Source organism: Rhizobium sp. BK661 (assembly GCF_024808825.1).
Classification (GTDB): domain Bacteria; phylum Pseudomonadota; class Alphaproteobacteria; order Rhizobiales; family Rhizobiaceae; genus Rhizobium.
In genome coordinates this window covers 62,904-86,812 of record NZ_JANTYT010000015.1, presented here as the reverse complement: position 1 = coordinate 86,812, position 23,909 = coordinate 62,904, and the positions used below count along the sequence as shown (strand labels likewise).

At 60.2% G+C, this 23,909-nt stretch carries 25 protein-coding genes, 2 pseudogenes and 1 riboswitch; of the genes and pseudogenes, 13 read left to right on the top strand and 14 right to left on the bottom strand.

Translation table 11 applies throughout. The annotated features are described in order from the left end of the window. From FHX16_RS23880 to FHX16_RS23855, 6 genes are all read right to left on the bottom strand, one after another. Complete coding sequence (locus FHX16_RS23880) at positions 1–660, bottom strand: glutathione S-transferase family protein (protein ID WP_183756470.1); 660 nt, start codon at positions 658–660, stop codon at positions 1–3. After that, a complete protein-coding gene (locus FHX16_RS23875) occupies positions 657–1,502 on the bottom strand; it encodes an aromatic ring-hydroxylating dioxygenase subunit alpha (RefSeq protein WP_183756469.1) in 846 nt (281 codons plus the stop codon). The genes FHX16_RS23880 and FHX16_RS23875 overlap by 4 nt, the downstream gene beginning before the upstream one ends. Beyond that, positions 1,502–2,149 (bottom strand): Rieske 2Fe-2S domain-containing protein, encoded by a 648-nt coding sequence (locus FHX16_RS23870; RefSeq protein ID WP_183756468.1) that lies wholly within the window; start codon positions 2,147–2,149, stop codon positions 1,502–1,504. The genes FHX16_RS23875 and FHX16_RS23870 overlap by 1 nt, the downstream gene beginning before the upstream one ends. Positions 2,150–2,308: 159 nt before the next feature. Further along, entirely contained in the window at positions 2,309–2,578 is a 270-nt protein-coding gene (locus FHX16_RS23865; RefSeq protein ID WP_183756467.1) for an acylphosphatase, read from the bottom strand. A 134-nt stretch (positions 2,579–2,712) separates the two neighbouring features. Then, a complete protein-coding gene (locus tag FHX16_RS23860) occupies positions 2,713–3,189 on the bottom strand; it encodes a 6,7-dimethyl-8-ribityllumazine synthase (protein ID WP_259130698.1) in 477 nt (158 codons plus the stop codon). A 116-nt stretch (positions 3,190–3,305) separates the two neighbouring features. Next, positions 3,306–3,452, bottom strand: a riboswitch (FMN riboswitch). A gap of 6 nt (positions 3,453–3,458) precedes the next feature. Next, positions 3,459–3,986, bottom strand: coding sequence for a dihydroxyacetone kinase subunit L (locus tag FHX16_RS23855; RefSeq protein ID WP_259130741.1), 528 nt, complete (start codon positions 3,984–3,986; stop codon positions 3,459–3,461). On the opposite strand from FHX16_RS23855, the gene FHX16_RS23850 reads away from it, so the two are divergent. Then, positions 3,895–4,275, top strand: coding sequence for a hypothetical protein (locus FHX16_RS23850; RefSeq protein ID WP_259130696.1), 381 nt, complete (start codon positions 3,895–3,897; stop codon positions 4,273–4,275). The two genes, FHX16_RS23855 and FHX16_RS23850, sit on opposite strands and share 92 nt — an antisense overlap. Positions 4,276–4,564: 289 nt before the next feature. On the opposite strand, the gene FHX16_RS23845 is transcribed toward FHX16_RS23850, so the two are convergent. Together FHX16_RS23845 and FHX16_RS23840 are read right to left on the bottom strand one after the other, a co-directional pair. Beyond that, the gene (locus FHX16_RS23845) at positions 4,565–5,461 is read right to left on the bottom strand and encodes a DUF1236 domain-containing protein (protein WP_259130695.1); all 897 of its coding nucleotides are present in this window, start codon (positions 5,459–5,461) and stop codon (positions 4,565–4,567) included. 102 nt (positions 5,462–5,563) lie between these two features. Then, positions 5,564–5,959 (bottom strand): DUF1236 domain-containing protein, encoded by a 396-nt coding sequence (locus tag FHX16_RS23840; RefSeq protein ID WP_259130692.1) that lies wholly within the window; start codon positions 5,957–5,959, stop codon positions 5,564–5,566. Positions 5,960–6,688: 729 nt separating this feature from the next. On the opposite strand from FHX16_RS23840, the gene FHX16_RS23835 reads away from it, so the two are divergent. Further along, on the top strand, positions 6,689–8,689 hold the full coding sequence (locus tag FHX16_RS23835; protein WP_259130691.1) for an ABC transporter ATP-binding protein/permease: 2,001 nt from the start codon (positions 6,689–6,691) through the stop codon (positions 8,687–8,689). A 101-nt stretch (positions 8,690–8,790) separates the two neighbouring features. On the opposite strand, the pseudogene FHX16_RS23830 reads toward FHX16_RS23835, so the two are convergent. Beyond that, a pseudogene (locus tag FHX16_RS23830) lies at positions 8,791–8,952 on the bottom strand (DAK2 domain-containing protein); the annotation flags it as partial. On the opposite strand from FHX16_RS23830, the pseudogene FHX16_RS23825 reads away from it, so the two are divergent. Continuing rightward, positions 8,945–9,335: pseudogene (locus FHX16_RS23825) on the top strand (GntR family transcriptional regulator); the annotation flags it as partial. The pseudogenes FHX16_RS23830 and FHX16_RS23825 sit on opposite strands and share 8 nt — an antisense overlap. Positions 9,336–9,460: 125 nt before the next feature. Here FHX16_RS23825 and FHX16_RS23820 read toward each other — a convergent pair. Further along, complete coding sequence (locus FHX16_RS23820; RefSeq protein WP_183756461.1) at positions 9,461–9,670, bottom strand: hypothetical protein; 210 nt, start codon at positions 9,668–9,670, stop codon at positions 9,461–9,463. Between the two features lie 325 nt (positions 9,671–9,995). Here FHX16_RS23820 and FHX16_RS23815 point away from each other — a divergent pair, with 325 nt between their 5' ends. Next, entirely contained in the window at positions 9,996–11,204 is a 1,209-nt protein-coding gene (locus FHX16_RS23815; protein ID WP_183756460.1) for an amidohydrolase family protein, read from the top strand. A 115-nt stretch (positions 11,205–11,319) separates the two neighbouring features. Here the strand turns inward: FHX16_RS23815 and FHX16_RS23810 are convergent, their stop codons facing one another. Next, a complete protein-coding gene (locus FHX16_RS23810; RefSeq protein ID WP_183756459.1) occupies positions 11,320–12,276 on the bottom strand; it encodes a S1C family serine protease in 957 nt (318 codons plus the stop codon). 255 nt (positions 12,277–12,531) lie between these two features. Here FHX16_RS23810 and FHX16_RS23805 point away from each other — a divergent pair, with 255 nt between their 5' ends. After that, the gene (locus FHX16_RS23805) at positions 12,532–13,308 is read left to right on the top strand and encodes a DUF1194 domain-containing protein (protein ID WP_183756458.1); all 777 of its coding nucleotides are present in this window, start codon (positions 12,532–12,534) and stop codon (positions 13,306–13,308) included. A 22-nt stretch (positions 13,309–13,330) separates the two neighbouring features. Here the strand turns inward: FHX16_RS23805 and FHX16_RS23800 are convergent, their stop codons facing one another. After that, positions 13,331–14,752, bottom strand: coding sequence for a PLP-dependent aminotransferase family protein (locus FHX16_RS23800; RefSeq protein WP_183756457.1), 1,422 nt, complete (start codon positions 14,750–14,752; stop codon positions 13,331–13,333). A gap of 86 nt (positions 14,753–14,838) precedes the next feature. Here FHX16_RS23800 and FHX16_RS23795 point away from each other — a divergent pair, with 86 nt between their 5' ends. Then, positions 14,839–15,702 carry a DMT family transporter gene (locus FHX16_RS23795; protein ID WP_183756456.1) on the top strand — a complete coding sequence of 288 codons (864 nt, stop codon included), beginning with the start codon at positions 14,839–14,841 and terminating at the stop codon, positions 15,700–15,702. Positions 15,703–15,738: 36 nt separating this feature from the next. On the opposite strand, the gene FHX16_RS23790 is transcribed toward FHX16_RS23795, so the two are convergent. Continuing rightward, entirely contained in the window at positions 15,739–15,975 is a 237-nt protein-coding gene (locus FHX16_RS23790) for a hypothetical protein (RefSeq protein ID WP_183756455.1), read from the bottom strand. An 82-nt stretch (positions 15,976–16,057) separates the two neighbouring features. On the opposite strand from FHX16_RS23790, the gene FHX16_RS23785 reads away from it, so the two are divergent. Further along, complete coding sequence (locus FHX16_RS23785; RefSeq protein ID WP_259130686.1) at positions 16,058–16,606, top strand: RT0821/Lpp0805 family surface protein; 549 nt, start codon at positions 16,058–16,060, stop codon at positions 16,604–16,606. Positions 16,607–17,342: 736 nt separating this feature from the next. Here FHX16_RS23785 and FHX16_RS23780 read toward each other — a convergent pair. Next, a complete protein-coding gene (locus tag FHX16_RS23780) occupies positions 17,343–17,636 on the bottom strand; it encodes a helix-turn-helix transcriptional regulator (protein WP_183756566.1) in 294 nt (97 codons plus the stop codon). Between the two features lie 78 nt (positions 17,637–17,714). Between FHX16_RS23780 and FHX16_RS23775 the strand changes: the two genes are divergently transcribed. The 6 genes from FHX16_RS23775 to mnhG are packed head-to-tail and all read left to right on the top strand — an operon-like array spanning position 17,715 to position 23,718. After that, complete coding sequence (locus FHX16_RS23775) at positions 17,715–20,636, top strand: monovalent cation/H+ antiporter subunit A (RefSeq protein ID WP_259130738.1); 2,922 nt, start codon at positions 17,715–17,717, stop codon at positions 20,634–20,636. Continuing rightward, a complete protein-coding gene (locus FHX16_RS23770; protein ID WP_183756454.1) occupies positions 20,636–20,974 on the top strand; it encodes a Na+/H+ antiporter subunit C in 339 nt (112 codons plus the stop codon). The genes FHX16_RS23775 and FHX16_RS23770 overlap by 1 nt, the downstream gene beginning before the upstream one ends. Then, the gene (locus FHX16_RS23765; protein ID WP_259130684.1) at positions 20,971–22,605 is read left to right on the top strand and encodes a monovalent cation/H+ antiporter subunit D; all 1,635 of its coding nucleotides are present in this window, start codon (positions 20,971–20,973) and stop codon (positions 22,603–22,605) included. Before FHX16_RS23770 ends, FHX16_RS23765 begins: the two co-directional genes overlap by 4 nt. Continuing rightward, positions 22,605–23,078, top strand: coding sequence for a Na+/H+ antiporter subunit E (locus FHX16_RS23760; RefSeq protein ID WP_183756452.1), 474 nt, complete (start codon positions 22,605–22,607; stop codon positions 23,076–23,078). The genes FHX16_RS23765 and FHX16_RS23760 overlap by 1 nt, the downstream gene beginning before the upstream one ends. After that, positions 23,075–23,356, top strand: a complete 282-nt coding sequence (locus FHX16_RS23755) for a K+/H+ antiporter subunit F (RefSeq protein WP_183756451.1) — start codon at positions 23,075–23,077, stop codon at positions 23,354–23,356. Before FHX16_RS23760 ends, FHX16_RS23755 begins: the two co-directional genes overlap by 4 nt. Then, positions 23,353–23,718, top strand: coding sequence for a monovalent cation/H(+) antiporter subunit G (gene mnhG, locus FHX16_RS23750; RefSeq protein WP_183756450.1), 366 nt, complete (start codon positions 23,353–23,355; stop codon positions 23,716–23,718). Before FHX16_RS23755 ends, mnhG begins: the two co-directional genes overlap by 4 nt. Positions 23,719–23,909: the final 191 nt, after the last annotated feature.

Sequence of the window (23,909 nt, the reverse complement as noted above, 5' to 3'; positions counted from 1 at the left end):
TCATTCCTCACCCGCCTCGATCGATGGGTCGGGCTTCAACTCATGCAGCCGATGAATGCCTGGCATCTCGATGAAACCGTCGAGCGCGCGAATGGCGCGCGACCAGAGACGGATAGCTGGGTAGGGATCAAGCAGGACGCCGCCATCGGGGGCGAGCGCGACATAGGGGAAGCAGGCTATGTCGGCGATCGTCGGCCGGTCGCATGCGAGGAACGACTTGCCCCGCAGTCCCTGTTCGACCAGGCCGGCCTCAAGTTCGCGCAACGCCGCGATCCCGTGCGCCTGGAGAGCGGCGATGTCACCTGGCCTGTGCAGCATCTCATGCAAGCGAGCCCCACCGAGATTGGCGGTCAATCGATGTGAGAAGGAAAGCCACTGCTGCACGCGGGCTGCCTGTTCGGCCGTGCCGTCACCCAGCCACTCGGGCGCGGTTTTCATCGAGAGATAGACGAGCATCGCCGAGGATTCGGTCAAGACAAGATCGCCATCCTCCAGGATCGGGATCGAACCGGCCGGGTTCAGCCCCAGGAGCTCTGCTTTCCGATGCTCGCCGCCCGGATGGAAGTCCACGGGCCTGATCTTAAGAGGAATGCCCGTCAGGGCAGCCATCAGGCGCACTTTGTAGCAGCTCGGGGAAAGGATGTAATCGTAGAGTTTCATTGCGCCACCAGCTGTGCACCATAGGTGTAATTGTGACGTTTGAGCCAGCGCCGGTAAGCCACGGACGTCATGTCAGCGCGGGTGGGGATCTCCATCCCGGGATCGAGCGGTAACAGGTGCGGGATCTGGTTTTCGAGGATCGACCGATCCTGCAGAAAGATAGTCTGCTGGAAATGGATGAGGTCCGTCATCGAGGTCTCGTCGTCAAAGAGCGCCATCCACGGCCAGACATCGCAAAGATCCTCGGCCAGCGGCTGGACGAAGAGGGTAATGACATCCCATTCGGTTGGCCGGGGTGGGCAGGTCTTGTAGAGCACCGAGCAGGTCGGTGACGGGACGCGATACATGTATTCCGTGGTGATACCGCCGCTTGCGGACTTCGCCGCCTGCGGCTGGTAGAACTTGACCTGGGTTGCCCAGACCTCGTCCTCGACGTCTCGAATTTCCACCTTGTAGTTCTGGACCTCCGTGTGTGGCTCGGCGCCGAGAATGTCGGTGTGAACGAAAGGAAAATGCGCGATGTCGAGAAAGTTCTCGACCGCGCGCAGGGGCGAACAGCGGACGCGAACGACACCGACTTCGACAAACCGGCGGCCGGGCTGATCAGCCTCGGGAATGGAAAAGAGGTCCTTGGTAGGTTCTCCAAGCGATGACCAGACATGTCCGAAACGCACGAGGACGGGAAGGATCCGACCTGCGGAGGTTATTACAACAGCGTCTCCGTTCGCGTCGGCCGAGACCGCGATCTTTTCCCCCATCAGGGCCGTCTTGTAGACGCCCATGGCGAGGTGGCTGAACAGGCCAACGGGATACCACTCGTTGAGCATCGCATTCCCTGCCATTATGCGATCCCTCCCTGCAGGCTTTCAGCGCGTCTGCGCAGGCTTTCGGCTGCCCTGGACGCCATGATGCGTTCGGCGGGCGTCGCGCCGTCATCGACGAGAACATGAACGAGCGTGCGGTGCGGTTGCAATTCGACGAGCAGCAGGCGGACTGCCTGCGAATTCTCCACGGTTTCCAGCACGCCGCGCGCGTCCAGGGTCGCGCCGGCGGCGCGCTCGATGGCGCCAATGTCTGCTTCCACCGTCAGCGACCGCAGCGGAACAAGGCCGGCGAGTGCGGGCGGTTGATGGGCGGGGTCTCCGACAGCCACCCAGAGCAGGCCGTCTGCCTCCTCGACCTTTTGGGTTGCGACGCGGATTGTCTCCGGCGGCGAGAGGCCGGGATGGGCTGGAATGCGAAGACAATTTCCTGCCTGTGAGTAGCTCCAGCCGTGATAAATGCAGGACAAGGCCTCGCCGCGGACAAAGCCATGCGACAGGCGCATGCCACGATGGGGACACCGGTCAGCCGAGGCCGCGACGCGACCCGACTGTGACCTCCAGAGAGCGATCGAGCCGGCTGTTGTGCGTGCGGGGATGACCGTTGCTGGCGGTAGATCCCCTGATAGCGCAACTGGCGCCCAGAAGCCCGTCATTTCGGCTGGCATGGTTTGAACTTTCTTTATATTATCAATGTCTTGCCGTACTTCAAGTGTGGCTGGTCATTTCAGACTTGCAACGGGCGGAAAGCACGTTTGCATAATCTTTTCGCATTGGCAACGCTGATCAAATAACGTGCACTGGAAAATCGAGGCGGCGTTCCCGGGCTAGTTTGGATCCTTGCCAACCGGCGTTCGAACGATGGTTTCCACCCAGACATCGATGGGGCCGAGCGAGCATCCCATTTCCATCATGTCGATCAACTCTTCGGGGCCGGCAACATCGAGTTCGATCCGATCGGCACTGCTGTGGGATATGGATTGCGACAGGCCGAGTTTTTCAGCGTGACGCCTGATCCAGGGGACGAAGGAGGGGGCCTCGAGGTCTCCGAGGATTGTTATTCGTTCCTTCGGTTGAGCCTGTGTTTGTTCTGCCATGAACGTCTCGCGCTGTGTTTGATCAGAGCATAGCGTCTAATCGAGCCAGTGAAAGCGCGATATCGTGTCTGTGGACAATGCTGTTTCGTGGAAACGACGGCCGTAACTGGCCGTCGACTGGCCCGGACGGCGGTTTAGATGACGGTGGCCCCCAGACGCGTCCTCGCGTCGAGGATGGCGGCGCAGGCGGCGGCAGCTTCCTTTCCTTTCGTCACGAAATGCTGCTCGAAAAAGCCGACATGGACGTCTGTTTCCTGGAAGTGATGCGGGGTCAGCACCACCGAGATGACGGGAGTGCCGGTATCGAGCTGAACGCGCATCATGCCGTCAAGGACGGTTGCGGCAACGAAATCGTGTCGATAGATCCCGCCGTCAACGACGAAGGCGCAGGCAACGACGGCGTCGTATCGGCCGGTGGCGATCAGTGACTGGGCATGGAGCGGAATTTCGAGGGCGCCCGGCACATCGATGACCTCGATGTCGGAGCTGCACCGTCCGATGGCCGTCCATTCGTCGGCGAAGGATTGAACCGCCTTGTCGACAATATTGGCATGCCAGCGGGCACGGACGACTGCGATGCGTTTTTGCTTTGAAACCACGGTCTGAAGCATTGAAATGCCTTTCAAGGGTATGCCGGTGGCCCGGCTGTGACGACAAAGCCCCGGAGGGCCTGATCCCTTGAGCGAACAGACAGGACGCACTTCTTTCGCTGCGAAAGACGCGCCTGCCATGTCCTCTTCCATCCGGACTGTACCGTCGGCTCCGGCATCGCACCGGATCTGCTGACCTTCCGGCAACACCGGAAGCGCTCGCGGGCTCCAGGCCTGGGCCTGATACCGCCGGTGGGGAATTGCACCCCGCCCTGAGAACGGCAACGACCTTAGTCCGGCTGCCACTGGCGATGCAAGTCCCCGTCCGCCGGACATTGTCGCAAAACTGCCCGTTTACGGGCGAGGCAGCCGGTTTCTGGCGAAATCGGCCGCCGGCCCGTCCCGGAGATCAGGTTCTCGAAGGTGCGCTTGATTGCCTCGATCAGGACGACGGCGGAGGCGGCACCTGGATCCATGTGGCCGATGACCCGGTCTCCAAGCCGCGAGGAGCGCCCCTTGGCGGCAACCATGTCTTTTGTCGCTTCCGCGCCCCTTGTTGCGGCCTCGAGCGCAGCGCTCAGACATTGGCCAAGGGGGCTGCCTTGAAGGCGAGCGGATCTCGCTGCCGCTGTTGCCGGCAGCCAGGCATCGATCATCGTCTTGTCGCCCGGTTCAGCCTTGCCCCTGTCCTGGATCCCCTGTCCCATTGCCTCGATGGCATCGACCATGTCGTCGTCGGACAGGACAGGCTTGCTCGTCGTCGAAGACGAACCCCTTATCCGCCGGATGCTGAGGGACGAGCTCGAGGACGCACGAATGGTTGTCAGCGAAGCGCGGGACGCGGCTGACGCGCTTGCCGTGCTTGCCCCGCGACCCCTTTATCGAAGCTATCATCACCGACATCCACTTCAAGCAGGGGCTGGACGGATCGGCACTGGCACGTTGGCAAAGTCGCTGCGACCTCGGGTCAAAGTCATGATCATGTCTGCCGATCCGAGCCTTGCTCTCCCGGAGCTTCCTTCCGGCTGTCGATATTTCGCCAAGCCCTACGAAAGCAGACAGGTCGTCGCGAGCATAGGGAACGAAGTCAGGGGATATGTCGCGTGAATGGCAATCCGAATGGGGACGGACCTGCTTCGGGTTCGAACAGGGCTATTGTCTCTTTCGGGCCGCTTACTTGCAACGCCTGCGGCGTCGTTTATCAAAGCCCGGATATATCTAGCCGGTCTCATTCGCCTGGGGCGTGCTCGCTGGAATCCAGACGCGTGTCGTTATCGTGTTGCCTGATGTCAGGACAAGGCCGCAAAGGATGGCCGCCATGGCCCAGCAGAATGACGATGATGGGAAAGGCCCAGCGGCCCCGGCGGCGCTCCAAGCCGCCGCCGGGAGCTGCCTGCTATGCCGTGAGGATATAGACGATCGCGAGAGTATCGGGATCTACAATGATGATCCGGCCATCCGCAAGGAGGAAGAAGCGGTAGCCTTCATACTCCGGTACGATCTTCACAACCCGCGGCGGCAGCGGTTCAAGATGGACCTTCTTTGGAATCCTGGTGCCGACCGAAACCGTGAAGTCGGGCTCTCTTACCGGCTGGACATGAACCTCCTTCACGACCTGGCGAATTTCCGTCTGCTGCTCGACAGTCACGTTGACGTTCGTCTTGTTGTTCGTAGTCTGGTTGCTCGTCGTGCTGTTGTTGTTGGTGGTGTTGGTCGTCGTCGAGTTCTGGTCGCTTGACTGCTTGGTGGCATCACCGCTCTGGGTAGTGTTGCTCTTGTCGGTTCCGTCAGACGACTTGGACTGCGTGCTGCTCTTCGAGCCTGAGGTCCCCGAGCCGCTGGTGTCGGACTCGGGCTTCTGCTGCGTCGTCGTGCTGCCTGTGGCGTCCTGCGATCCAGTCTTCGACTTGGTCTCAGTCGATGTCTTGCCCGACGCGGTTCCGCTGGTCGAGCCGTCGCTCGACGGCTGCTTGGCGCTCTTCTGGGTTTCCGACCCTGAGCCTGTTTTCTGTTCGGACGACATACTCTTCTTTGAGCAGGCGCCCGAGGCGTCAGGCGAAGAACAATCGGTGCCCGAGGTGCTTGAATCGGACTGCGACTGGTCGGACTTTGTACCCGACTCCGAACCCGACTGGGAACCGGGCTGCGTGTCGGTCTTCGTGCCTGTCTGCGCGCCTGTACCTGATTGGCTCTGGGTCTGCGTATCCTGCTGGGCCTTGGCCGGCAGGGTGGCAAACGGCGAGACGCTGAGCGACAACGTTGCGATGATTATGGCGAGATTGTTGTTCTTCACGATTTGATCTCCTAAAGATCGGGGAACGCTATGCACTGCGCATCCTCATGCGCGTCACGCGTACCCTCATTGCTGGAAAATGGCGGCTGCAGCCGCCCGTTGTCACTGGATGACCTGGATGACCTTCCGGGAGGAAGGTTCGACGATCACACGCCCGTCGTTGACGATCGCGTATGCGTACTTCGGTTGATCAGGAACCGGAGTAACGACAACGGTCTTCGGCAAGGGCTGTCCGACGACAATCTTTTCCTTGACGACGATGCGTTCTGTCGGGGCAGGAGCCTGCTGGACATAGGTCACCACCTTCTGAGGCGGTGGATCGAGAAGGGTACCTGCGACGCCACCGACGACGCCACCGACGGCCGCACCCACGGGACCACCGACGACGGCTCCCGTCGCGGCACCACCGGCTGCACCGGTAACCGTCGACGACTGCGCAAAGGCGCACGTCGATGCCAGGAGAACCCCGGCCACGATTCCTACTGCTTTGTTATTCATAGAGTTTCCTCCTTTTGTTGTGGCGGGTTTTTGCCACTGCGGGGTCACAACCTACAAATCATGGCACTGTTCCAAACTTGGGACTTCAGTCGGAGGGGCCTTAGACTTAAGTCCCGTACATGCTGGCTCGCGAGTGCTCTCGACACGTTCGGTTCTGCTGCTGAAAGATGCCCATCCGGGTTGAACCAGTCGGCTCCTGAAGCGAACCTGTCTGCGCTTTGACCGGGATGCCCTAGAGCCAATCAAAATCATCGGACCAAAGTCCGAGATCAGAACTTTATGATCGGTCGGATGTTTCCGTCTTACAGCGATGTGAAGGGATTGGGCCATGACCTGCGGCAAAGACTACTCTCCGCATGAAGACGCGGGATCACTGACTCGGTGCGGGATCGAACGAAGACGTCGACGGAAGCCAGCGAGTTCAGCCCGCACCGCAGGGAAATTAATTCCGGCGACGATGCATTGGCTTTTTAATTTCGCCTTGTCTGCCGACAGGTCGCTTCCTTGTCGATCGGTGATGGGGCGACCGGGCGAGTGCCAGCCGTTGGAGTAGCCGAGCATCAGAGATTTGGTCGTGATTTTCTTCGCCAGTTTCTGCGCGCCTTAAAGACTTGATCGGAGGACCAGCCGGATGGAAACAGCAGGATGTGAAATCGGACGTCAGCGTTCGATCGGACCTGAACGACGGCCTGTCCACCTCTTCGTTGCCATGCCTTTGGTGCGCCGCCCATGACAGACATTGAATTCCATCGAGGTCCTGCCAACGGCGCTGGGCAAGATGAGGCTCATACGTCTCAGCAGGCGACGCCCGCTGTCGAACCCCCGCCGCCGCCAATTGCCATCGAGCCCGATCCGGAGTTGACGCCGGAAGAGATAGAGCAGGTGCGCAAGAAGTATCTGCTGAAGCGTTTCTGGATAAGCGCCCGTGGTTACTGGGGTCCTCATGGAGGCAGGCTCGCCTGGGTATGCACGATCGGGTTACTGGGACTGATCGTGATAAACGTCGGCTTCCAGTACGGGATCAATGTATGGAACCGTCGAATTTTCGACGCCATAGAGCAGCGTAATGCTACGACCGTATATTTTCTAAGCGGCGTGTTCCTGCCACTCGTGTTTGGAAGCGTGGTGGTTGTCGCGGCGCAAGTTTCTCTTCGCATGATGATCCAGCGGCGCTGGCGTTCGTGGCTCACGAATGCGGTGCTTGCCCGTTGGCTCGCAAACGGGCGTTACTACCAGTTGAACCTCATCGGCGGAGACCACAAGAATCCCGAAGCGCGTATTGCGGAGGATCTGCGGATCGCCACGGAGTCGCCGGTCGACTTCATCGCCGGCGTCATGTCGGCATTCCTGGCGGCTTCGACCTTCATTGTCGTGCTCTGGACGATCGGCGGAGCGCTGCATGTGACAGTCGCAGGCTCGACGGTCACGATTCCCGGCTTTCTCGTCATTACCGCTGTCATCTACGCTGCGATCACATCAAGCTCGATGGTGGTGATCGGCCGCAACTTCGTCCACGTGTCCGAGGTCAAGAATCAGGCGGAAGCCGAATTCCGCTATACGCTGACGCACGTGCGGGAAAACGGAGAGAGCATTGCACTGCTCGGTGGTGAGGAAGAGGAGCGTAGCGACCTCGACAAGACGTTTACCAACGTGCTGAGGCAATGGGCATTGCTTGCAGGCCAGCACCGGCGCACGACGATTGTGTCACAGGGATCGATGCTGTTTGCGCCCGTTGTGCCTGTCCTGCTTTGCGCTCCAAAGTTTCTCGAGGGCAGCATGACACTTGGGCAGGTGATGCAGGCGGCTTCCGCTTTCGCCATTGTTCAAAGCGCGTTTGGATGGCTGGTCGACAACTATCCCCGCCTTGCCGATTGGAACGCCTGCGCACGGCGCATTGCGTCGCTGATGGTGTCGCTCGACGGGCTCGAGCGCGCGGAGCAGAGCGATGCCCTCGGACGCATCAAGCATGGTGACGTCGAGGGCGAGGCGATCCTCAGCCTGAACGACCTGTCCGTCTCGCTCAATGACGGCACCGCGGTGGTCAAGGAAACACAGGTCGAAGTCGTTCCCGGCGAGCGGGTCCTTGTCGCCGGCGAGTCCGGTTCGGGCAAGAGCACGCTGGTGCGGGCCATTGCGGGTCTTTGGCCATGGGGTGGAGGGAGCGTCAATTTCCGGCCTGGTCGGCGACTGTTCATGTTGCCGCAGCGGCCCTATATCCCGTCCGGGACGCTCCGGCGTGCTGTCGCCTATCCTGGTGCAGCCGACAGCTGGTCCCTCGAAATGATCAAGGAGGCCCTCGACAAGGTTGGACTCGACTATCTGAATGACAAGATCGAGGAGGAGGCGCCATGGGACCAGACGTTGTCGGGTGGCGAAAAGCAACGCCTCGCCTTTGCCCGTCTGCTGCTCCACAAGCCCGATCTTGTCGTGCTCGATGAAGCGACATCAGCACTCGATGAGAAGAGCCAGGACAGGATGATGGAGACGATGATCCAGGAATTGCCGAAGGTCACGATCGTTAGCGTCGCGCATCGCGCCGAACTGGAAGCCTTCCATAGCCGGAAGATCACACTGGAGCGCCGCGAGGGCGGGGCACGACTTGTCAGCGACGAGGATCTCGTCCCGCACAAGAGAAAGCGCAGCCTTCTGTTGCGCCTCATGAAGAACCAGCAGGCCCTGTCGAAAAGCAGCACAAACCTCGGCGCGGCTTCCTCGCCGGACGTCGACTGAACGAGCGCCTCCGCTGCAGCAAGCGGCTCGGGAGGTTCCATGACCGCCGCGCTGTTGTCGCGCCGCTGTCCATTTAACGGATGCCGTTGAACCGGACCCGGTCAGGCAGGCTCATCGGCAGCCGCGAGAACCATGGCCGCGCAGGCGGCGATCATGGCAAGCGATATTGCCCCGGCATCAGGATGACCGATGCTCTTTTCGGCGAGTGGCCGTGCACGACCAAGCCTTGGTGTGAGGCTTGCCGTCGCTTCTGCGGTGCTTCGCAATCTCGAGGAGCTCGCGGGCAGGCTTGCATGCCTGTTGGCAAGCGATGCCGACATCAGCCAGATGCGCCGTCTGCACGATGAGATGGTTGCGCGCTGCCGGGTGGGGATCGCCTGCAATATTACAAGCTTAACCAGGAGATCCATAGCGGGATCGTCAGGCTGGCCGCGAACTCGACACTGAGCGGAGTTCACCAGATGCTGCAGACGCGGCTCAAGCGGATCCGTTTCATCCGTCACGAAGGCGACGAGAAATGGGCTGCGGCGGTTGCCGAGCACGAGGAAATGATTTTTGCGCTCGAGGCAAGGGACGAGAGCCGGCTCTCGGAAGTTCTCGGCCGCATCTTGGCAATGCCTGGGAGCGGGTTCGAAGCGCGATCTAGGTCACCACGGACGAGCCGGCGCGTTTCGGTGCAACCGGCGCCGGCCATGGCCTGTCGAATGAGCAGTGCCGGATCGGCCGAGCTCTCACGAGCATGTTTCAACTCACATCTGGATGATGGGTAGGTTAGCCTATTCCGAAGGGCGCCTTTGAGACAGGCGTCCGAATTTCGCGCACGCGATGGCGTTGTGTTCGTCCTCTCGCGGCAAGAAGCCTGTCCATCTCCTGTTGGCGGTTGCCAAAGCTTTCGATCAATCGCCGGGCTTCTCCCCTGTTCAGGCAATACTGCTTCTGCAGTGCGGCGAGCGTATACATTCCATGCACGTCTTCAGTCATGTCGGCTCCTTTCCCATTGGAAACAGGGCCGGCTCCGCACTGGTTCCGTCACGCTATAAGACCTGTTGTAACCATTTGGTGAGCGCCTTGCACTGACAAGTGCGCCTTTCCGGCCCGATTGTCCCGGGCGGGAAACAACGTGTGGCAACCTGCGACAGAAATTGCATACTAAAATCGCATGCAGTTTTGCGCGCAAGTTGTAGACATATTTTCGCGCGGCCGCTACAAGAAGGTACCGTTCTCCTGATCAGTGCGATCGCTTGGCGGCCGCTGGGGACTTGTTCCCTTCGGCTGTTGCGATGCTGGGCGCTTCAAAGACAAAGATATGACTGACACGATCGACATGCTTTTTAAGAATGCCAGACTTTCTGACGGCGGCACCTACGATATTGCGGTCGCAGATGGGCGGATCAGATCGATTGCAGACAAGGGCAGCGACGCCGAAGCGGGATGCGTCATCGATATCGCTGCAGAGCTTCTTGTCCCCGGCTTCGTCGAGGGCCACATCCATCTCGACACCAGCTTCTACGGCGATGCCTGGATTGCGCACAAGCCTTGTTCCAACGGCTTCGACGTCCATGAGCGCGTGGCCTTCCAGGCGCAGAACATGGCAATCGCCGCACCCATGGACGAACGGGCACGAAAGCAGCTCGATCTCTGCATAGCAAATGGCGCGCTGCTGATGCGCAGTCACGTGATGGTTGACGCATCGGTGGGGCTGAAATCCCTGGAGACCATCCTGAAGGTTCGGGAGGAATACCTTGACCTGATCGACATTCAACTCGTCGCCTTTCCTCAGGGCGGCATTCTGAAAAGTCCGGGAACGGCGGAGCTGCTGGACGAGGCCATCGTTCTAGGCGCCGATCTCGTCGGCGGCCTCGATCCATTGAGTTTCGACCGGGACATCAAGGGGCATCTCGATGTCGTCTTCGGGATTGCGGAGAGGCGCGGCGTTGACGTCGACATTCACCTCCACGACCCGGGAACGCTTGGTTCCTTCACAATCGAAGAAATCTGCGCGCGCACGACTGCGCTCGGCATGCAGGGACGGGTTGCCATCAGTCACGCCTACGGACTTGGTGACCTTTCCCCCGAGGCTGCCGGCAAGAGTGCGGGCCTGCTTGCGAGGAGCGGTGTATCGATCATGACCAATGCGCCCGGCAGCCATAACTTTCCGCCGGTTGCGCTCCTGAGGAGCGAAGGGGTCGTGGTTTTCAGCGGCAGCGACAACATTCGCGATTCCTGGTGGCCTTACGGCGATGGCGACATGTTGAGGCGCGCAGAGATCATTGGCTACCGTTCGGGTTTCTACACGGATGCAGAGCTCGATGCTGCGTTCGATGTCGTCACCTCAGGCGGTGCCAAGGCCCTCAATGTCGAAGGCTACGGCATCGAGGTCGGGGCGAGGGCGGATTTCGTGACACTTGCGGCGAGCCACGTCCCCGAAGCTGTCGTTTCTGTTCCGAAAGGTCGCCGCGTGTTCAAGGCCGGCAGGCTCGTCGCCGAGAACGGTGCGATCATCAATCGCCGCTGATTGAACGGACGCTCCAGTCGAGAGCGCCGTTCAACATCAGGAAGCTGTCGCCTCCGGCTGCCAGGACGCCTGAGTGTCGAGGGCGGCATGAGAGGATCATCGAAGCGCCGCGGAACTATGTCGGGCGATGGGCTGGACGAAGCGTGAGGCGCTCGATCCTGCCCGCCAGCGAGAAGATCAGAACCTCGATATCCGTGTCGATCCTGTCGCCGTCCAGGAGCCTGACGACGTCATCGACACCCGATGTCGGCTGGCCGTCGATCGCCAGCAGGTAGTCTCCTTCGTGCAGCCCTGCGCGGGCTGCAGGGCTGTCCGTTTCGACCCGGCGCAGGCGCACGGCTGTCGTCTGCGCAAGGCCGGCCTGAAGCGCAATGCGGCGATGCAGTTCGACGGTGTCGGCTGCAATGCCGATATAGGCGCGTCTCACATGTCCGAAGCGGAGCAGTTCCGACACAACATGCTTGGCGGTGTTGGAAGCGACGGAAAATGCGATGCTCTGTGCGCCCTGGATCACCGCTGTATTGACGCCGATAACCTCGCCTGCCGACGATACGAGCGGCCCGCCGGAGTTGCCGGGGTTAAGCGCTGCATCCGTCTGGATGATATCGTCCATCAGGCGACCGCTTGCCCCTCGCATCGAACGCCCGAGCGCTGAAACGATGCCAGCCGTCACGGTCCATTCGAAGCCGAGCGGATTGCCGATCGCGATTGCGATATGGCCGCGCTTCAACGATTTGGAATCGCCCAGTCTGGCAAAAGCCCCAGACCAGTCGTTGGCACGAATGAGCGCCAGATCACTGTCGGGGTCGCGGCCAAGGACCTTCCCTTCGATCGCGAACCCCTCCGGTGTCTTGATGCGGACGGTCCGGCTGTCTTCGACGACATGGTTGTTGGTGACGACAAGACCATCAGGTGAAATTGCAAAGCCGGATCCGTGTCCGGCGCGGCCACTCACACGTTCGATGCGGCTGACGGCGGGGCCAACCAGATCGACCGCGTTCGATACCGATTGCGAATAGGCATCCAGCAGCCCCGCGTCAGACGGCTGGATGTCGCGATCAATGAATCCCATGAAAGACTCCTCGGACGCAGGAAGCGTCGAAGTGAGGAACGGCAGCGGCTGCGGAAAGCGAGGGGCTGTCGGTTCGACAGGTTGAACAACGATGATCAGATGAGGTGGCTCAGATCCCAAATCAAGTGGGCAGGGCCGTCGGCCCGAAACTTGGTCGCTGACCGGTGAGCTTCACCGAAAGTTGACTTTCGAGCGGCAGGGCGACGGCGACAATGTGCTACATTTCTCGCAGCGGGACGATCGAACGGAGGCCTGATGCTTGCAACACTTGCAGTGCTCATGAGTTTGTCAGGTCCGACGCCGGCCGCCGCACTGCCGGCAGGAGGCGAGGTCGACGTCAAGCTCGTGCTCGCGGTCGACACGTCCCGGTCCATGGACCAGGAAGAGGTTCGCATCCAGCGTGAGGGCTACGTCGAGGCGCTGAAACACCGCGAGTTCATCGAGGCAGTGACCGGCGGGCTCAACGGCCGCATCGCGATCAGCTATTTCGAATGGGCGGGCTATGTGGTTCCGGATTCGGTCATCGACTGGCAACTGATTGCCACGGAACAGGACGCCATCGACTTTGCTGCAAGGCTAGAAGAGCGGCCGATCACGACGCAGCGCCGGACATCGATCTCGACAGCCATAGCGCAGGGCGCGGCCATGATCGTTTCGAGCCCTTATAACGGTCGGAGGCAGGTGGTCGACGTCTCGGGTGATGGCACAAACAATTCCGGCAATCGCGTTGAGCCAACCCGCGACAAGGCCGTCGAGGCCGGAATCGTCATCAACGGGCTTGCACTGATGCTGCGTCCCTCCGGCGCGCCAGGCGGCCTCGACAAATATTACGCGGACTGTGTGATCGGCGGGCCAGGTTCCTTCGTCCTGCCGGTCTACAAGATCGAGGACTTCGCGACCGCAGTGCGACGAAAACTTGTCCTCGAGGTGAGTGGCTTTGTTCCTCTTCCCTTCTCACACAGGATTGCCGACCAGGCGAAGACGGATTGCATGATCGGCGAGCGGCAATGGCAAGACATGTTCGATCGCTGAACGCCCAGATGACTGGATTGCTTCACGGACAATGGTTCAACGCCTCGCGCAGAACCTCGTAGACCCTGTCGTCAAGAGACTGGGAGACATTGAAGCGCATGTATTGCGTCGCAGACTGGGAGAGGCTGAAGGCGTTTCCCGGCGCCAGAACCACACTTCTGTCCAGCGCGGCGCGAGCGACCTTTGCAGCGTCGACATTCCCCGGAAGTCGACACCAGAGAAACATTCCTGCCTGGGGTTCGACAAAGGGAAGGATGCCGAGCGGCTTCAGCCGTCTGCTGACGTCGAGCGTCGACTTCGAGAGGCGTGTGCGCAGGGCTTCGACGTGCTTGCGGTAGCTGCCGTCGCTCAGCACCTTGTAGACGAGCTCGGCAGAAAGCCGTCCGCCGCCGAACGAGGTTGCGATCTTGAGGTCGATGACGCTCTCGATCCACTCCTTCCTTGCCGCGATGAATCCGCACCGAGCCGAGGCCGAAAGGGTCTTTGAGAAACTGCCGATATGGACCACCCGGTCAAGGCCGTCGAATGCGGCGAGCCGGGGCGCAACGGTGTGCTCGAAATCCGCGAAGATATCGTCCTCGATAATGGTCAGGTCGAACTGGTCGGCAAGCTTCAGGACCCTGTGGGCGACAACAGGTGAAAGCGTGGCGCCGGTCGGATTATGAATCGCCGAGTTGGTGATGTAGAGGCGGGGGCGATGCTCAGCCAAGACCTGCGCGAAAAGATCGATGTCAGGCCCCGACGACGTATAGGGGACGCTGACCATGGTTGCACGATGGGCCCGCAACAGCGCCTGGAAGTTGAAATAGCATGGGTCGTCGACGAGCACGGTATCGCCGGGCTCGAGAAAGAACCGGCACAGAAGATCGATCGCCTGGGTTCCGGACTCCGTCAGCATGATCTGGTCGGGCGATGCTTCCATTCCGCGGTCCGCCATGCGCCTTGCAATGAGCTGTCGCAGCGGCTCCAGGCCAAGAGGGGAGCCATAGTCGGAAAGAGCCGTGTCGTCGCTGCGCGACAGCGCGCGCAAACCCTTGCGGATCGCTTGATTGGGAAGCCAGGACGAGGGCAGCCAGCCGCAGCCTGGTTTCGGGTCGCTCTCTCTTGCCTCCAGTGATTGTCGCGATACCCAGAACGGGTCGACGGCGCGATCGAGTTTGGGACCGGCAGCCGACAGCGAGAATGGCGCGGCCTGTGGGGCAACAAAGAACCCGGACCCGGGCCTGGAGACAATGACGCCTTCCCCGACCAGGCGCTCATAGGCGTCGACAACTGTCGATGTGGAAACGCCAGATATTGCCGCCATCGCCCTGACCGAGGGCAGTCTTGCCCCGGCTGTCAGGCTTCGCCCGGCTATCCTATGGCGGATGGTTGCCATGACGGTCTCGACGCGGGTGAGGGTGTGTTGGCCGGCTTCTTCCATCTGTATGGCTGCCTCTAGCATAACAGTTTTGTCAAACTGTATCAGACTGTCGCTGGTATTGTCAGCGGTTTGGCGCGATCAAGGCGGCCCTGAGACGAGGTATTTCCATGGAACGTTCAACATCCGGATGGCTCAGCGGCTTTATCGGTGTCGTGATCTTCAGCGGATCGCTGCCTGCCACGCGGCTGGCGGTGGCGCAATTCGATCCGATATTCCTGACCGCAACACGGGCAGCGATCGCCGGCGTCCTCGCACTTTTGCTGCTGATCTGCTTTTCCGAGAAACGTCCTGAAAGGCGTGACATCCCATCACTGCTGATTGTGGCGGCAGGGGTTGTCGTCGGCTTCCCGCTTCTGACCGCGCTTGCATTGCAGCACATCACATCAGCGCATTCCATCGTGTTCGTCGGCCTGCTGCCACTTGCGACGGCCGCCTTTGGCGTCATCCGTGGCGGCGAGCGCCCCAAACCTCAATTCTGGCTGTTTGCGGTCACGGGAAGCGCGCTTGTCTGTACCTTCGCCATTCTGCAAGGACTGACCGCAGCACCGGTCGGCGACGGACTGATGCTTGCTGCGATCGCGCTTTGCGGCCTTGGCTACGCCGAAGGTGCAACACTGTCCCGGCGACTGGGAGGATGGCAGGTGATTTCCTGGGCGCTCGTCCTGTCATTGCCCGTCATGGCCGCTCTTTCGCTGTTGTCGATGCCGTCGAGCTTTTCCGGAATCCAGGCGCCAGCGATGGCTGGTCTCGCCTATGTGTCGCTGTTCAGCATGCTGATCGGCTTCATTTTCTGGTACCGAGGCCTTGCTCTTGGCGGTATCGCCGGCGTCGGCCAGTTGCAATTGCTGCAGCCGTTTTTCGGCCTGATCCTGGCGGCTACATTGCTCAATGAAACCGTCACCTGGGCGATGTTTGCGGTGACGGCGGCCGTGGTCGCCTGCGTCGGCGCCGCCCGCAGGTTCGCGCGTTGACCGCTGGCCATTGCCAGCACTCAGGAAAAGACAGGCCTAGGCCGCGTCCCGTTCTACTGCGGCCGGGTCGTGTCCGACGAGAATCATTGCCTGCGAACAGGTCATGCCCCTTGATGCCATGAGCAGCAGGCTGAGTTCCACGGCCCGCGGAACGGGTACTTCGCCGCTCGCCCAGCGACGGCACGTGATGTAGTCAATCTGGAAAAGCTGCTGGACGGTCCCCGCTGTCAATCCGACTACAGCGAGCGCCGCCTTGTATTCAGAGGGTTTCATTGTTGCGTCCCATGCGCGATTCGAGCGCGCTTTATTTCGTTGCTGACGAGATTAGGTTCTTTTAATTTTAACGAACCCTCATATGCGACATATGGTGTCCTTCCTGCGACAATGCGGCTGCGTCGCCCTCCATAAAACGAAAGTTTCCCGCGCGGTGATGCGCAGGAGGAACGGAGACGCCCACATCAATTTAGCACAGGCTTGCTTAATAGGGTTGAAAGGTCTTGCTGCGACGATCAGATTGATTAAAACTGGATGCAGCATGATGACTTCGATACGAATGCGTTGGCTGCCATTGGGCCTGATTGTCCTGTCGTTTGCGGGCTGCACGAGCGTGGAACCTCTCGACACATCTTTGACAACACAATCCACGCCGCAAATCAGGCAGGCCGACACCTCGATCATTGCCGAGAGAGTCGGGGAGTCGGCCGTCGGCGTCGAACCGCTTGCCTGGGCCAATCCGTCGACCGGGAGCACTGGCGTGATAGAGGAAATCACCGTTGCACCAGGGTTGGATGGAGAATGCAGAAATTTCGTGACAACGCAGCGCTCCCTGCAGGGCGAATCACGAATCAAGGGTGTCGCATGCCATTCTGCCAATGCGGGTTGGAAGGTCAGCCCGGCAAATTGAAAGCCAGTGCTCGCGTCGGCCTCATGGGTGGATGACGGCCAGAAGCGGCAGGTTTCCAACCGATCCCGGGGACACGGGATCTTTTGGCAATGACGATCCAATCAAAGCCAATTTGGGTAGAGACCCGATCATATAGTTTAATCAATCGCGGTCGGACGACATCGAGAAAATCTACCAAGGCCGCAATACCCTGACCTGAAAAGGGCTCCAAGCATGGCAACGCCACGAAGAGCTTGCAAAGATCACAAAAGGTCTGGCCGAGTTTTACGAATGGTATGAAAGCGGAGATGCCCTCGAAACCCACAAGGACAGCGAATCAAAAGCCAATAGGGTTTACGCAACCGCCATTGCTGGCATCCTCGAATTGGCCCACAAGAACAGTAGCTCTCCACATCATGTCTTGTCTTTGGCCGGGCATCAGTATCTGGGTGGGTTGGGAAAGAACGACAATCGCCTCCGTGTGACCAGCGATGTACTCAGTCGAACTTCGGGCGTTGCGGCAAAAATCGAGGGTGTCGAGAACTGGCCGTGATTCCGGATCGGTGTGAGGTTTTGGGAGCCGGTTCCGCCGGATTGTGAAGTCCATTCCGCTTGCGTTTGAGGCGCAGGCGGAGTTCTCCAACAAAAACAACAACGCCGTTTGCGCCTCGGTCTGAGGCGCTATAGCCCCGCTTCCTTTCCGAGGAGGCTGACGGGCCTGCCCGCAGCCTCGCGGAGACCGTTGCCAGCACAAGCCTTACCTGGCGCAAACTGCGACGGTATCATCGTCAAGGCTGACGAAGGAAACGCCGCCGCTTTCGAAGGCAAGGCGCAGTTGCGCCTCCGTTGCCCGATGGACGTCATGTCGGTTGCCTTCGTAGTCACGCACGGTGCTCCTTGATACGCCAGATCGGTCAGCGAGTTCGCTCTGGGTCCAGTCTAGGAGCCCGCGCGCCGCGCGACAGAGTGCCGGCGTCAAAATCTTGGCATTGATAGCTTGACCCATTGTGCAAACCTGCCCATATTGGTTATTATCTAACATATATAGCAGTTTCACTTGCTTTGCTAGACGCTGCAGCGGGTTGTCCGCGGTCGACCGGGCGGAAACGAAAAGGATCATGGTGTTGGGATAACAGGCGGACCATATCTACTCGTTATCCTGCTCGTCCTGCCCTTCGCAGGAAGTCTCCTGTCCGTATGTCTGCTGAACACCACATCCCGCCGCCTTCCGGCCGGCCTTGCGGGGCTGGCGACACTTGCCGCACTTCTTCTAACCGCCAGCCTCTATCCGGCCGTGTCGGATGGCGGGGTTGTCAGGTACAGCGCTGCCTGGTTGCCCCAGCTTGGTCTCGACTTCTCGCTGCGCATGGATGGTTTCGCATGGATATTTTCCATGCTCGTGACCGCAATCGGGCTGCTCGTCGTCGTCTACGCACGCTACTACATGTCTGAGGCAGACCCGGTTCCGCGATTCTTCTCGTTCCTGCTCGCTTTCATGGGCGCAATGCTCGGCATCATCATCTCGGGAAACGTCATCCTGCTGTCGGTATTCTGGGAAATGACGAGCATCTTCTCGTTCCTCTTGATTAGCTACTGGCACAACAGTGCGGCCGCCCGCGACGGTGCCCGCATGGCGCTCACGGTGACGGGTATCGGTGGCTTCTGCCTGCTGATCGGCCTGCTTCTTCTTGGGCATATCGTTGGAAGCTACGACCTCGACAAAATCCTGGATTCGGGTGACCTCATCCGCGCCCATGCGCTCTACGTGCCAGCGCTCATCTTCGTTCTGCTCGGGGCGCTGACCAAGAGCGCGCAATTCCCCTTCCACTTCTGGCTACCGAACGCCATGGCGGCGCCAACGCCGGTATCCGCGTTCCTGCACTCGGCCACCATGGTTAAGGCAGGGGTCTTTTTACTTGCGCGCTTCTGGCCGGCATTGTCGGGGACCTTTGAGTGGTTCTGGATCGTCGGTGCCGCCGGCATGATAACACTTCTGCTCGGGGCTTACTTCGCGATGTTCCAGCAGGACATGAAAGGACTGCTCGCCTATTCGACCATTAGCCATCTCGGGCTGATCACCACCTTGCTCAGCCTTTCGAGCCCGCTGGCCACGGTCGCTGCGATCTTCCACATGCTGAACCACGCGACTTTCAAGGCCTCTCTCTTCATGGCAGCCGGCATCATCGACCACGAGACCGGCACGCGTGACATGCGAAGGCTGAGCGGTCTGTTTCGTTTCATGCCCTATACCGCGACCCTTGCCATCGTTGCGAGCGCGGCCATGGCCGGCGTTCCGCTGCTCAACGGATTTCTCTCCAAGGAAATGTTCTTTGCCGAGGCGGTCGAGACGCATGCGGACTCGATCCTCGATCGCATCCTGCCCTATGTCGCCACCGTCGCATCCGCATTCAGCGTCGCCTATTCGCTCCGCTTCATTCACAGCGTCTTCTTTGGTCCTCCTCCGGTCGACCTGCCGGTCAAGCATCCCCACGAGCCGCCGCGCTTCATGCGCTTTCCGATCGAACTGCTGGTCGTCCTTTGCCTGATTGTCGGCATCATTCCGGCGCTGTCGATCGGACCGTTTCTCAGGGCTGCGGTGATCGGCGTGCTTGGCAGCGATACTCCGGATTACAGCTTGGCCATCTGGCATGGCGTCAACCTGCCACTGATCATGAGCCTGATTGCGCTTGTCGGCGGGACGGCGATCTTTCTGACGCTGAAGGACTATTTCGCGCGCTGCGAGGACGGCCCCCCCTTGCTGCGACGCCTCAAGGGCCAGCGCATTTTCGAGCGTGCCCTGGTCGAGGTCTCATGGCACTGGGCCCGCATTGCCGAGCAGCGTCTCGGGACGCGCAAGCTGCAGCCCCAGCTCCGTTGGGTCGTGATCATGGGCTTTGCCGCCGGTCTCGTGCCTCTTTATCTCAGGGGTTTCGAAAGCCGCCCCTTTCAGAATTCCGGCGTTGACCCGGTGTTTGCCATCCTCTGGACAATTGGCATCTGCCTGGCGATCGGTACGGCCTATCTTGCCAAATACCATCGGCTGGCGGCGTTGATCATGCTCGGCGGTGTCGGTCTGATCGTCTGCACGACGTTCGTGTGGCTTTCGGCGCCCGATCTTGCGATTACCCAGCTTCTTGTCGAGATCGTCACCACCGTCCTCATTCTCCTTGGTCTGCGGTGGTTGCCGAAGCGCACGGAGGGAATTGGCGAGGCGATGACGCTGCGCGCCCGCTTCCGCCGCTTTCGGGATTTCGCTCTCGCCGTTGTCTGCGGGATCGCAATGTCGTTCATGGCCTATGCTGTCATGACCATGCCAGTCCCCGACGCGATCGCAAACTACTTCCTTGAAAACGCCTATTCCGAAGGAGGAGGTCGCAACGTCGTCAATGTCATTCTCGTCGATTTTCGCGGTTTCGACACGCTCGGCGAAATTGCCGTCCTCGGCGTCGTGGCGCTCACGGTCTATGCCTTGCTGCGCCGCTTCCGCCCCGCTGCCGACAGTATGGACATGCCGGAGCAGCAGCAAATCCAGAACCGGTTCGACGAGGAGCGGCCGGAGCGGTCGGCCGGGGATACTGTCCGGGACTACCTCTTGATCCCCTCCGTCATCATGCAGTGGATGTTTCCTGTCATCATTACCCTTTCCGTCTACATCTTCATGCGTGGTCATGATCTTCCAGGTGGCGGCTTCTCGGCCGGCCTGACCCTCTCGATCGCCTTCCTGCTGCAGTATCTTGCGGGCGGAACGCGCTGGGCTGAGGACCGTATTCGCATCCTGCCATTGCGCTGGATGGGCGCAGGGCTTTTGACGGCTGTTCTGACCGGTGCGGGCGCCTGGGTTCTCGGCTATCCGTTCCTGACCTCGCATTCGCGGTATATCGACCTGCCGCTGATCGGCAAGATCCCCGCCGCCTCGGCGCTTTTGTTCGACCTCGGCGTCTTCAGCCTGGTCGTTGGCTCGACGGTGCTCATTCTCGTCGCACTCGCCCACCAGTCCATCCGCATCAACCGCCTGCGCGCCATCGACGCTGCCAAATCGGAGGCGAGGTAATGGAACTTGTCCTGTCCATTGCGATCGGCGTGATGACCAGCTGCGGGATCTGGCTCATTCTGCGCCCTCGCACCTACCAGGTGATCGTCGGACTGTCGCTGCTGTCCTATGCCGTGAACCTGTTCATCTTCGGAGTGGGCGGTGTGAAGGCCAATGTCCCGCCCATCCTCGGGGATGACGTTGCGGCAGCCGCCCTTGCCGACCCGGTACCGCAGGCGCTCGTCCTCACGGCCATTGTCATTGGCTTTGCAACGACCGCGCTGTTTCTCGTCGTGCTGCTTGCCTCGCGGGGTCTGAGCGGAAATGATCATGTCGACGGGAGGAACGAGCCGCGATGACCGGCTTGATGCATCACCTCATCGTCGCGCCGATCCTGCTTCCGCTGGTCGCAAGTGCAATCCTGCTTCTGGTCGATGAGCGTCGCCGCACGACCAAGGCGATGATCAGCCTCGGCTCAACGCTCTTTCTGATCCTCGTTGCCCTTGTCTTGTTCCGGACCGAAATCGGGCAAGGCGACTTCGAAGGGGTCTACCTCGTCGGCAATTGGGCGGCCCCCTTTGGCATCGTGCTGGTGCTGGATGCACTGTCTGCGCTGATGCTGCTCCTGACCGCGCTTCTGGCGGTTTCGGCGCTGGTCTTTTCACTTGCCCGCTGGCATGCGGTGGGCGCCCACTTCCACAGCATGTTCCAACTCCTGCTGATGGGGGTCAACGGTGCCTTCCTCACAGGTGACCTCTTCAATCTGTTTGTATTTTTCGAGGTCATGCTGGCTGCATCCTATGGTCTCCTGCTGCATGGCTCGGGGCCGCTCAGGGTCAAGGCGGGGATGCACTACATCGCCGTCAACCTGGTTGCGGCGCTGCTCTTTCTGATCGGTGTCAGCCTCATCTACGGCACGGCGGGGACATTAAACATGGCAGATCTTGCTGCCCGCATTCCCGAGATCGAACCGGATCGCCGCATGCTGATGGAAGCCGGTGCCGGAATTCTCGGGATCGTGTTCCTGATCAAGGCCGGCATGTGGCCGCTCTGCTTCTGGCTGCCCACCGCCTATAGTGCCGCCTCCGCACCGGTTGCCGGAATTTTCGCCATTATGAGCAAGCTCGGCATCTATGTCATCCTGCGCCTGACGATGTTGCTGTTCAGTGTAGGGCCGTCGGCCCGCTTCGGAACTGTCGTGCTGCTTTATGGCGGGATGGCGACCCTCATCTTCGGGACCATTGGCGTGCTTGCCTCGCAGGCACTCGGGCGCCTGGCGGGATTTTTCGTGCTGGTGTCGTCGGGAACGCTTCTGATGGTCATCGGGATCAACGACGGTGCGATTTCCTCAGGCGCGCTGCTTTACCTCGTTAGCTCGACGCTGTCGATCAGCGCCTTTTTCATGCTGATAGAGCTTGTCGAACGCGGCCAGGACGCTGGCGCCAACGTGCTTGCGGTGACCATGGAAGCCTATGGGGATGCCGAGGACGACGAAGCCGCGGAAAGCGAAGGTGTCACGATGCCCGGCACCATGACGATCCTCGGGATCTGCTTTGCCGCATGTGCCGTGCTGCTTTCCGGCCTGCCTCCGCTGTCGGGATTTGTCGCTAAATTCGCGATGCTTTCGACGATGATGGGAGCAGGGGCGATCGGCGTGCCGCCGACAGCGGCGGTCTGGGCCCTGGCCGTTCTTGTGATCCTCTCCGGTGTCGCAGCGCTGATTTCCATGACCCGGGCCGGAATTCGCACCTTCTGGAGTTCGCTTGAGGGAACGGTTCCGCGCGTGCTGGTCATCGAGGTCGTGCCCGTCTTGTTCCTGCTTGCACTCACGCTTGCGCTCACGGTCCAGGCCGGTCCCGCGATGCAGTACATGGATGCCACCATCCGCAGCCTGAGCAGGCCGGGCCTCTATATCGATGCGGTAAGAGATGCGGTGAGACTTCCTGCCTACCGGGATGCAGCCACCGACGGCGATGAGGAGGGCAGATAGTGCTTCCGTATCCGATTCTCACCCTTTTTCTGGTGCTGATGTGGTTGCTGCTCAACGGGTTCAGCCTCGGTCAGCTCGTGCTTGGCATCCTCGTTGCCGTCTTTGCCTCCTGGGCCATGGCATCGTTGCGCACCGAGCGACCGGCCCTGGCGAAATGGTATCTTCTTCCGAAACTGTTCTTCCGGGTTGTTGTCGATATCGCGGAGTCCAATCTTTCGGTCTCATGGATCATCCTGCGACGCGGCCGGCGGCACGATCCCGGCTTTCTCAGCATCGAACTGGAAGTTCGCAACCCCTTTGCCCTGGCGTTGCTTGCGATCATCCTGACAAGCACGCCAGGGTCTGCATGGCTTGAATACGACTCCAATGACAACACGGTTCTCCTGCATGTCCTCGACATCCAGAACGAAGCGGTGTGGCGCAACACGATCAAGAACCGGTACGAGAAAATGCTTATGGAGATATTCGCATGAGTGCCATCATTGTGTTTACCGCGGTTTCGATTGCGCAGCTGATGCTGGTTGCGGCGATGGCGATTGCCTCGATCAGAATGTTCATCGGACCCCGTGCCCAGGACCGCATCATCGCCCTCGATACGTTCTACATCAATGCAATGCTTCTCTTGGTTACCTTCGGTGTCGGCACCGGCCGCGTGGTCTACTTCGAGGCAGCACTTGTCATCGGCATGCTTGGCTTCGTTGCAACCGTTGCCCTCGCCAAGTTCCTGATGCGCGGGGAGGTGATTGAATGATCTATGAAGCGACAGATCTTCCCCTTCCGGTCGCCATAGCGGTTGCGGTCTTCCTGCTGCTTGGTGCGACCCTTGCGCTGATCGGAGCAATCGGATTTCTGCGACTGCCGACCTTCTATGAGCGCATCCATGCGCCGACACTCGGCACGAGCTGGGGGATAGGCGGTATCATGCTCGGCTCGATGATCTTCTTTTCGGTCGGCTCCGAACGATTGGTCATTCACGAAATCCTCATCGGAATCTTTGTCACCGTGACGACGCCGGTGACCTTCATGCTGCTCGCGCGCGCCGCTCTCCACCGTGACCGGACGGAGAGGAATCCGGAGGTTCCCGGCAAGCAGACAGGCGAAGCCGAGGTTTGAAACTCTCTGGTCGGCCGCCCTACAGCCACTCGTCAGGCTCTTTCGCCTCTATGGCGGGCAGAGATCTCGCGATAAAAGCGACGTGGGCGGCATGGCAGTTCCAACACAGGCACGGACATCCCGATCGCCCGATGTGCATCTTCCGAAGGGAGAGCATCGACCCTTGCCGCGTGCCGCATCCAGCTGATCGC

What these genes read in the sequence shown, in the direction of transcription:
- FHX16_RS23800 (WP_183756457.1), bottom strand. Translation starts at nt 14,752, where the DNA reads ATGCTAGAGGCAGCCATACAGATGGAAGAAGCCGGCCAACACACCCTC.
- FHX16_RS23870 (WP_183756468.1), bottom strand. Translation starts at nt 2,149, where the DNA reads ATGCCAGCCGAAATGACGGGCTTCTGGGCGCCAGTTGCGCTATCAGGG.
- FHX16_RS23875 (WP_183756469.1), bottom strand. Translation starts at nt 1,502, where the DNA reads ATGGCAGGGAATGCGATGCTCAACGAGTGGTATCCCGTTGGCCTGTTC.
- FHX16_RS23835 (WP_259130691.1), top strand. Translation starts at nt 6,689, where the DNA reads ATGACAGACATTGAATTCCATCGAGGTCCTGCCAACGGCGCTGGGCAA.
- FHX16_RS23880 (WP_183756470.1), bottom strand. Translation starts at nt 660, where the DNA reads ATGAAACTCTACGATTACATCCTTTCCCCGAGCTGCTACAAAGTGCGC.
- FHX16_RS23755 (WP_183756451.1), top strand. Translation starts at nt 23,075, where the DNA reads ATGAGTGCCATCATTGTGTTTACCGCGGTTTCGATTGCGCAGCTGATG.
- FHX16_RS23790 (WP_183756455.1), bottom strand. Translation starts at nt 15,975, where the DNA reads ATGAAACCCTCTGAATACAAGGCGGCGCTCGCTGTAGTCGGATTGACA.
- FHX16_RS23765 (WP_259130684.1), top strand. Translation starts at nt 20,971, where the DNA reads ATGACCGGCTTGATGCATCACCTCATCGTCGCGCCGATCCTGCTTCCG.
- FHX16_RS23795 (WP_183756456.1), top strand. Translation starts at nt 14,839, where the DNA reads ATGGAACGTTCAACATCCGGATGGCTCAGCGGCTTTATCGGTGTCGTG.
- FHX16_RS23810 (WP_183756459.1), bottom strand. Translation starts at nt 12,276, where the DNA reads ATGGGATTCATTGATCGCGACATCCAGCCGTCTGACGCGGGGCTGCTG.
- FHX16_RS23850 (WP_259130696.1), top strand. Translation starts at nt 3,895, where the DNA reads ATGTCGTCGTCGGACAGGACAGGCTTGCTCGTCGTCGAAGACGAACCC.
- FHX16_RS23785 (WP_259130686.1), top strand. Translation starts at nt 16,058, where the DNA reads ATGCGACATATGGTGTCCTTCCTGCGACAATGCGGCTGCGTCGCCCTC.
- FHX16_RS23865 (WP_183756467.1), bottom strand. Translation starts at nt 2,578, where the DNA reads ATGGCAGAACAAACACAGGCTCAACCGAAGGAACGAATAACAATCCTC.
- FHX16_RS23815 (WP_183756460.1), top strand. Translation starts at nt 9,996, where the DNA reads ATGACTGACACGATCGACATGCTTTTTAAGAATGCCAGACTTTCTGAC.
- FHX16_RS23805 (WP_183756458.1), top strand. Translation starts at nt 12,532, where the DNA reads ATGCTTGCAACACTTGCAGTGCTCATGAGTTTGTCAGGTCCGACGCCG.
- FHX16_RS23770 (WP_183756454.1), top strand. Translation starts at nt 20,636, where the DNA reads ATGGAACTTGTCCTGTCCATTGCGATCGGCGTGATGACCAGCTGCGGG.
- FHX16_RS23860 (WP_259130698.1), bottom strand. Translation starts at nt 3,189, where the DNA reads ATGCTTCAGACCGTGGTTTCAAAGCAAAAACGCATCGCAGTCGTCCGT.
- FHX16_RS23820 (WP_183756461.1), bottom strand. Translation starts at nt 9,670, where the DNA reads ATGACTGAAGACGTGCATGGAATGTATACGCTCGCCGCACTGCAGAAG.
- FHX16_RS23840 (WP_259130692.1), bottom strand. Translation starts at nt 5,959, where the DNA reads ATGAATAACAAAGCAGTAGGAATCGTGGCCGGGGTTCTCCTGGCATCG.
- mnhG (WP_183756450.1), top strand. Translation starts at nt 23,353, where the DNA reads ATGATCTATGAAGCGACAGATCTTCCCCTTCCGGTCGCCATAGCGGTT.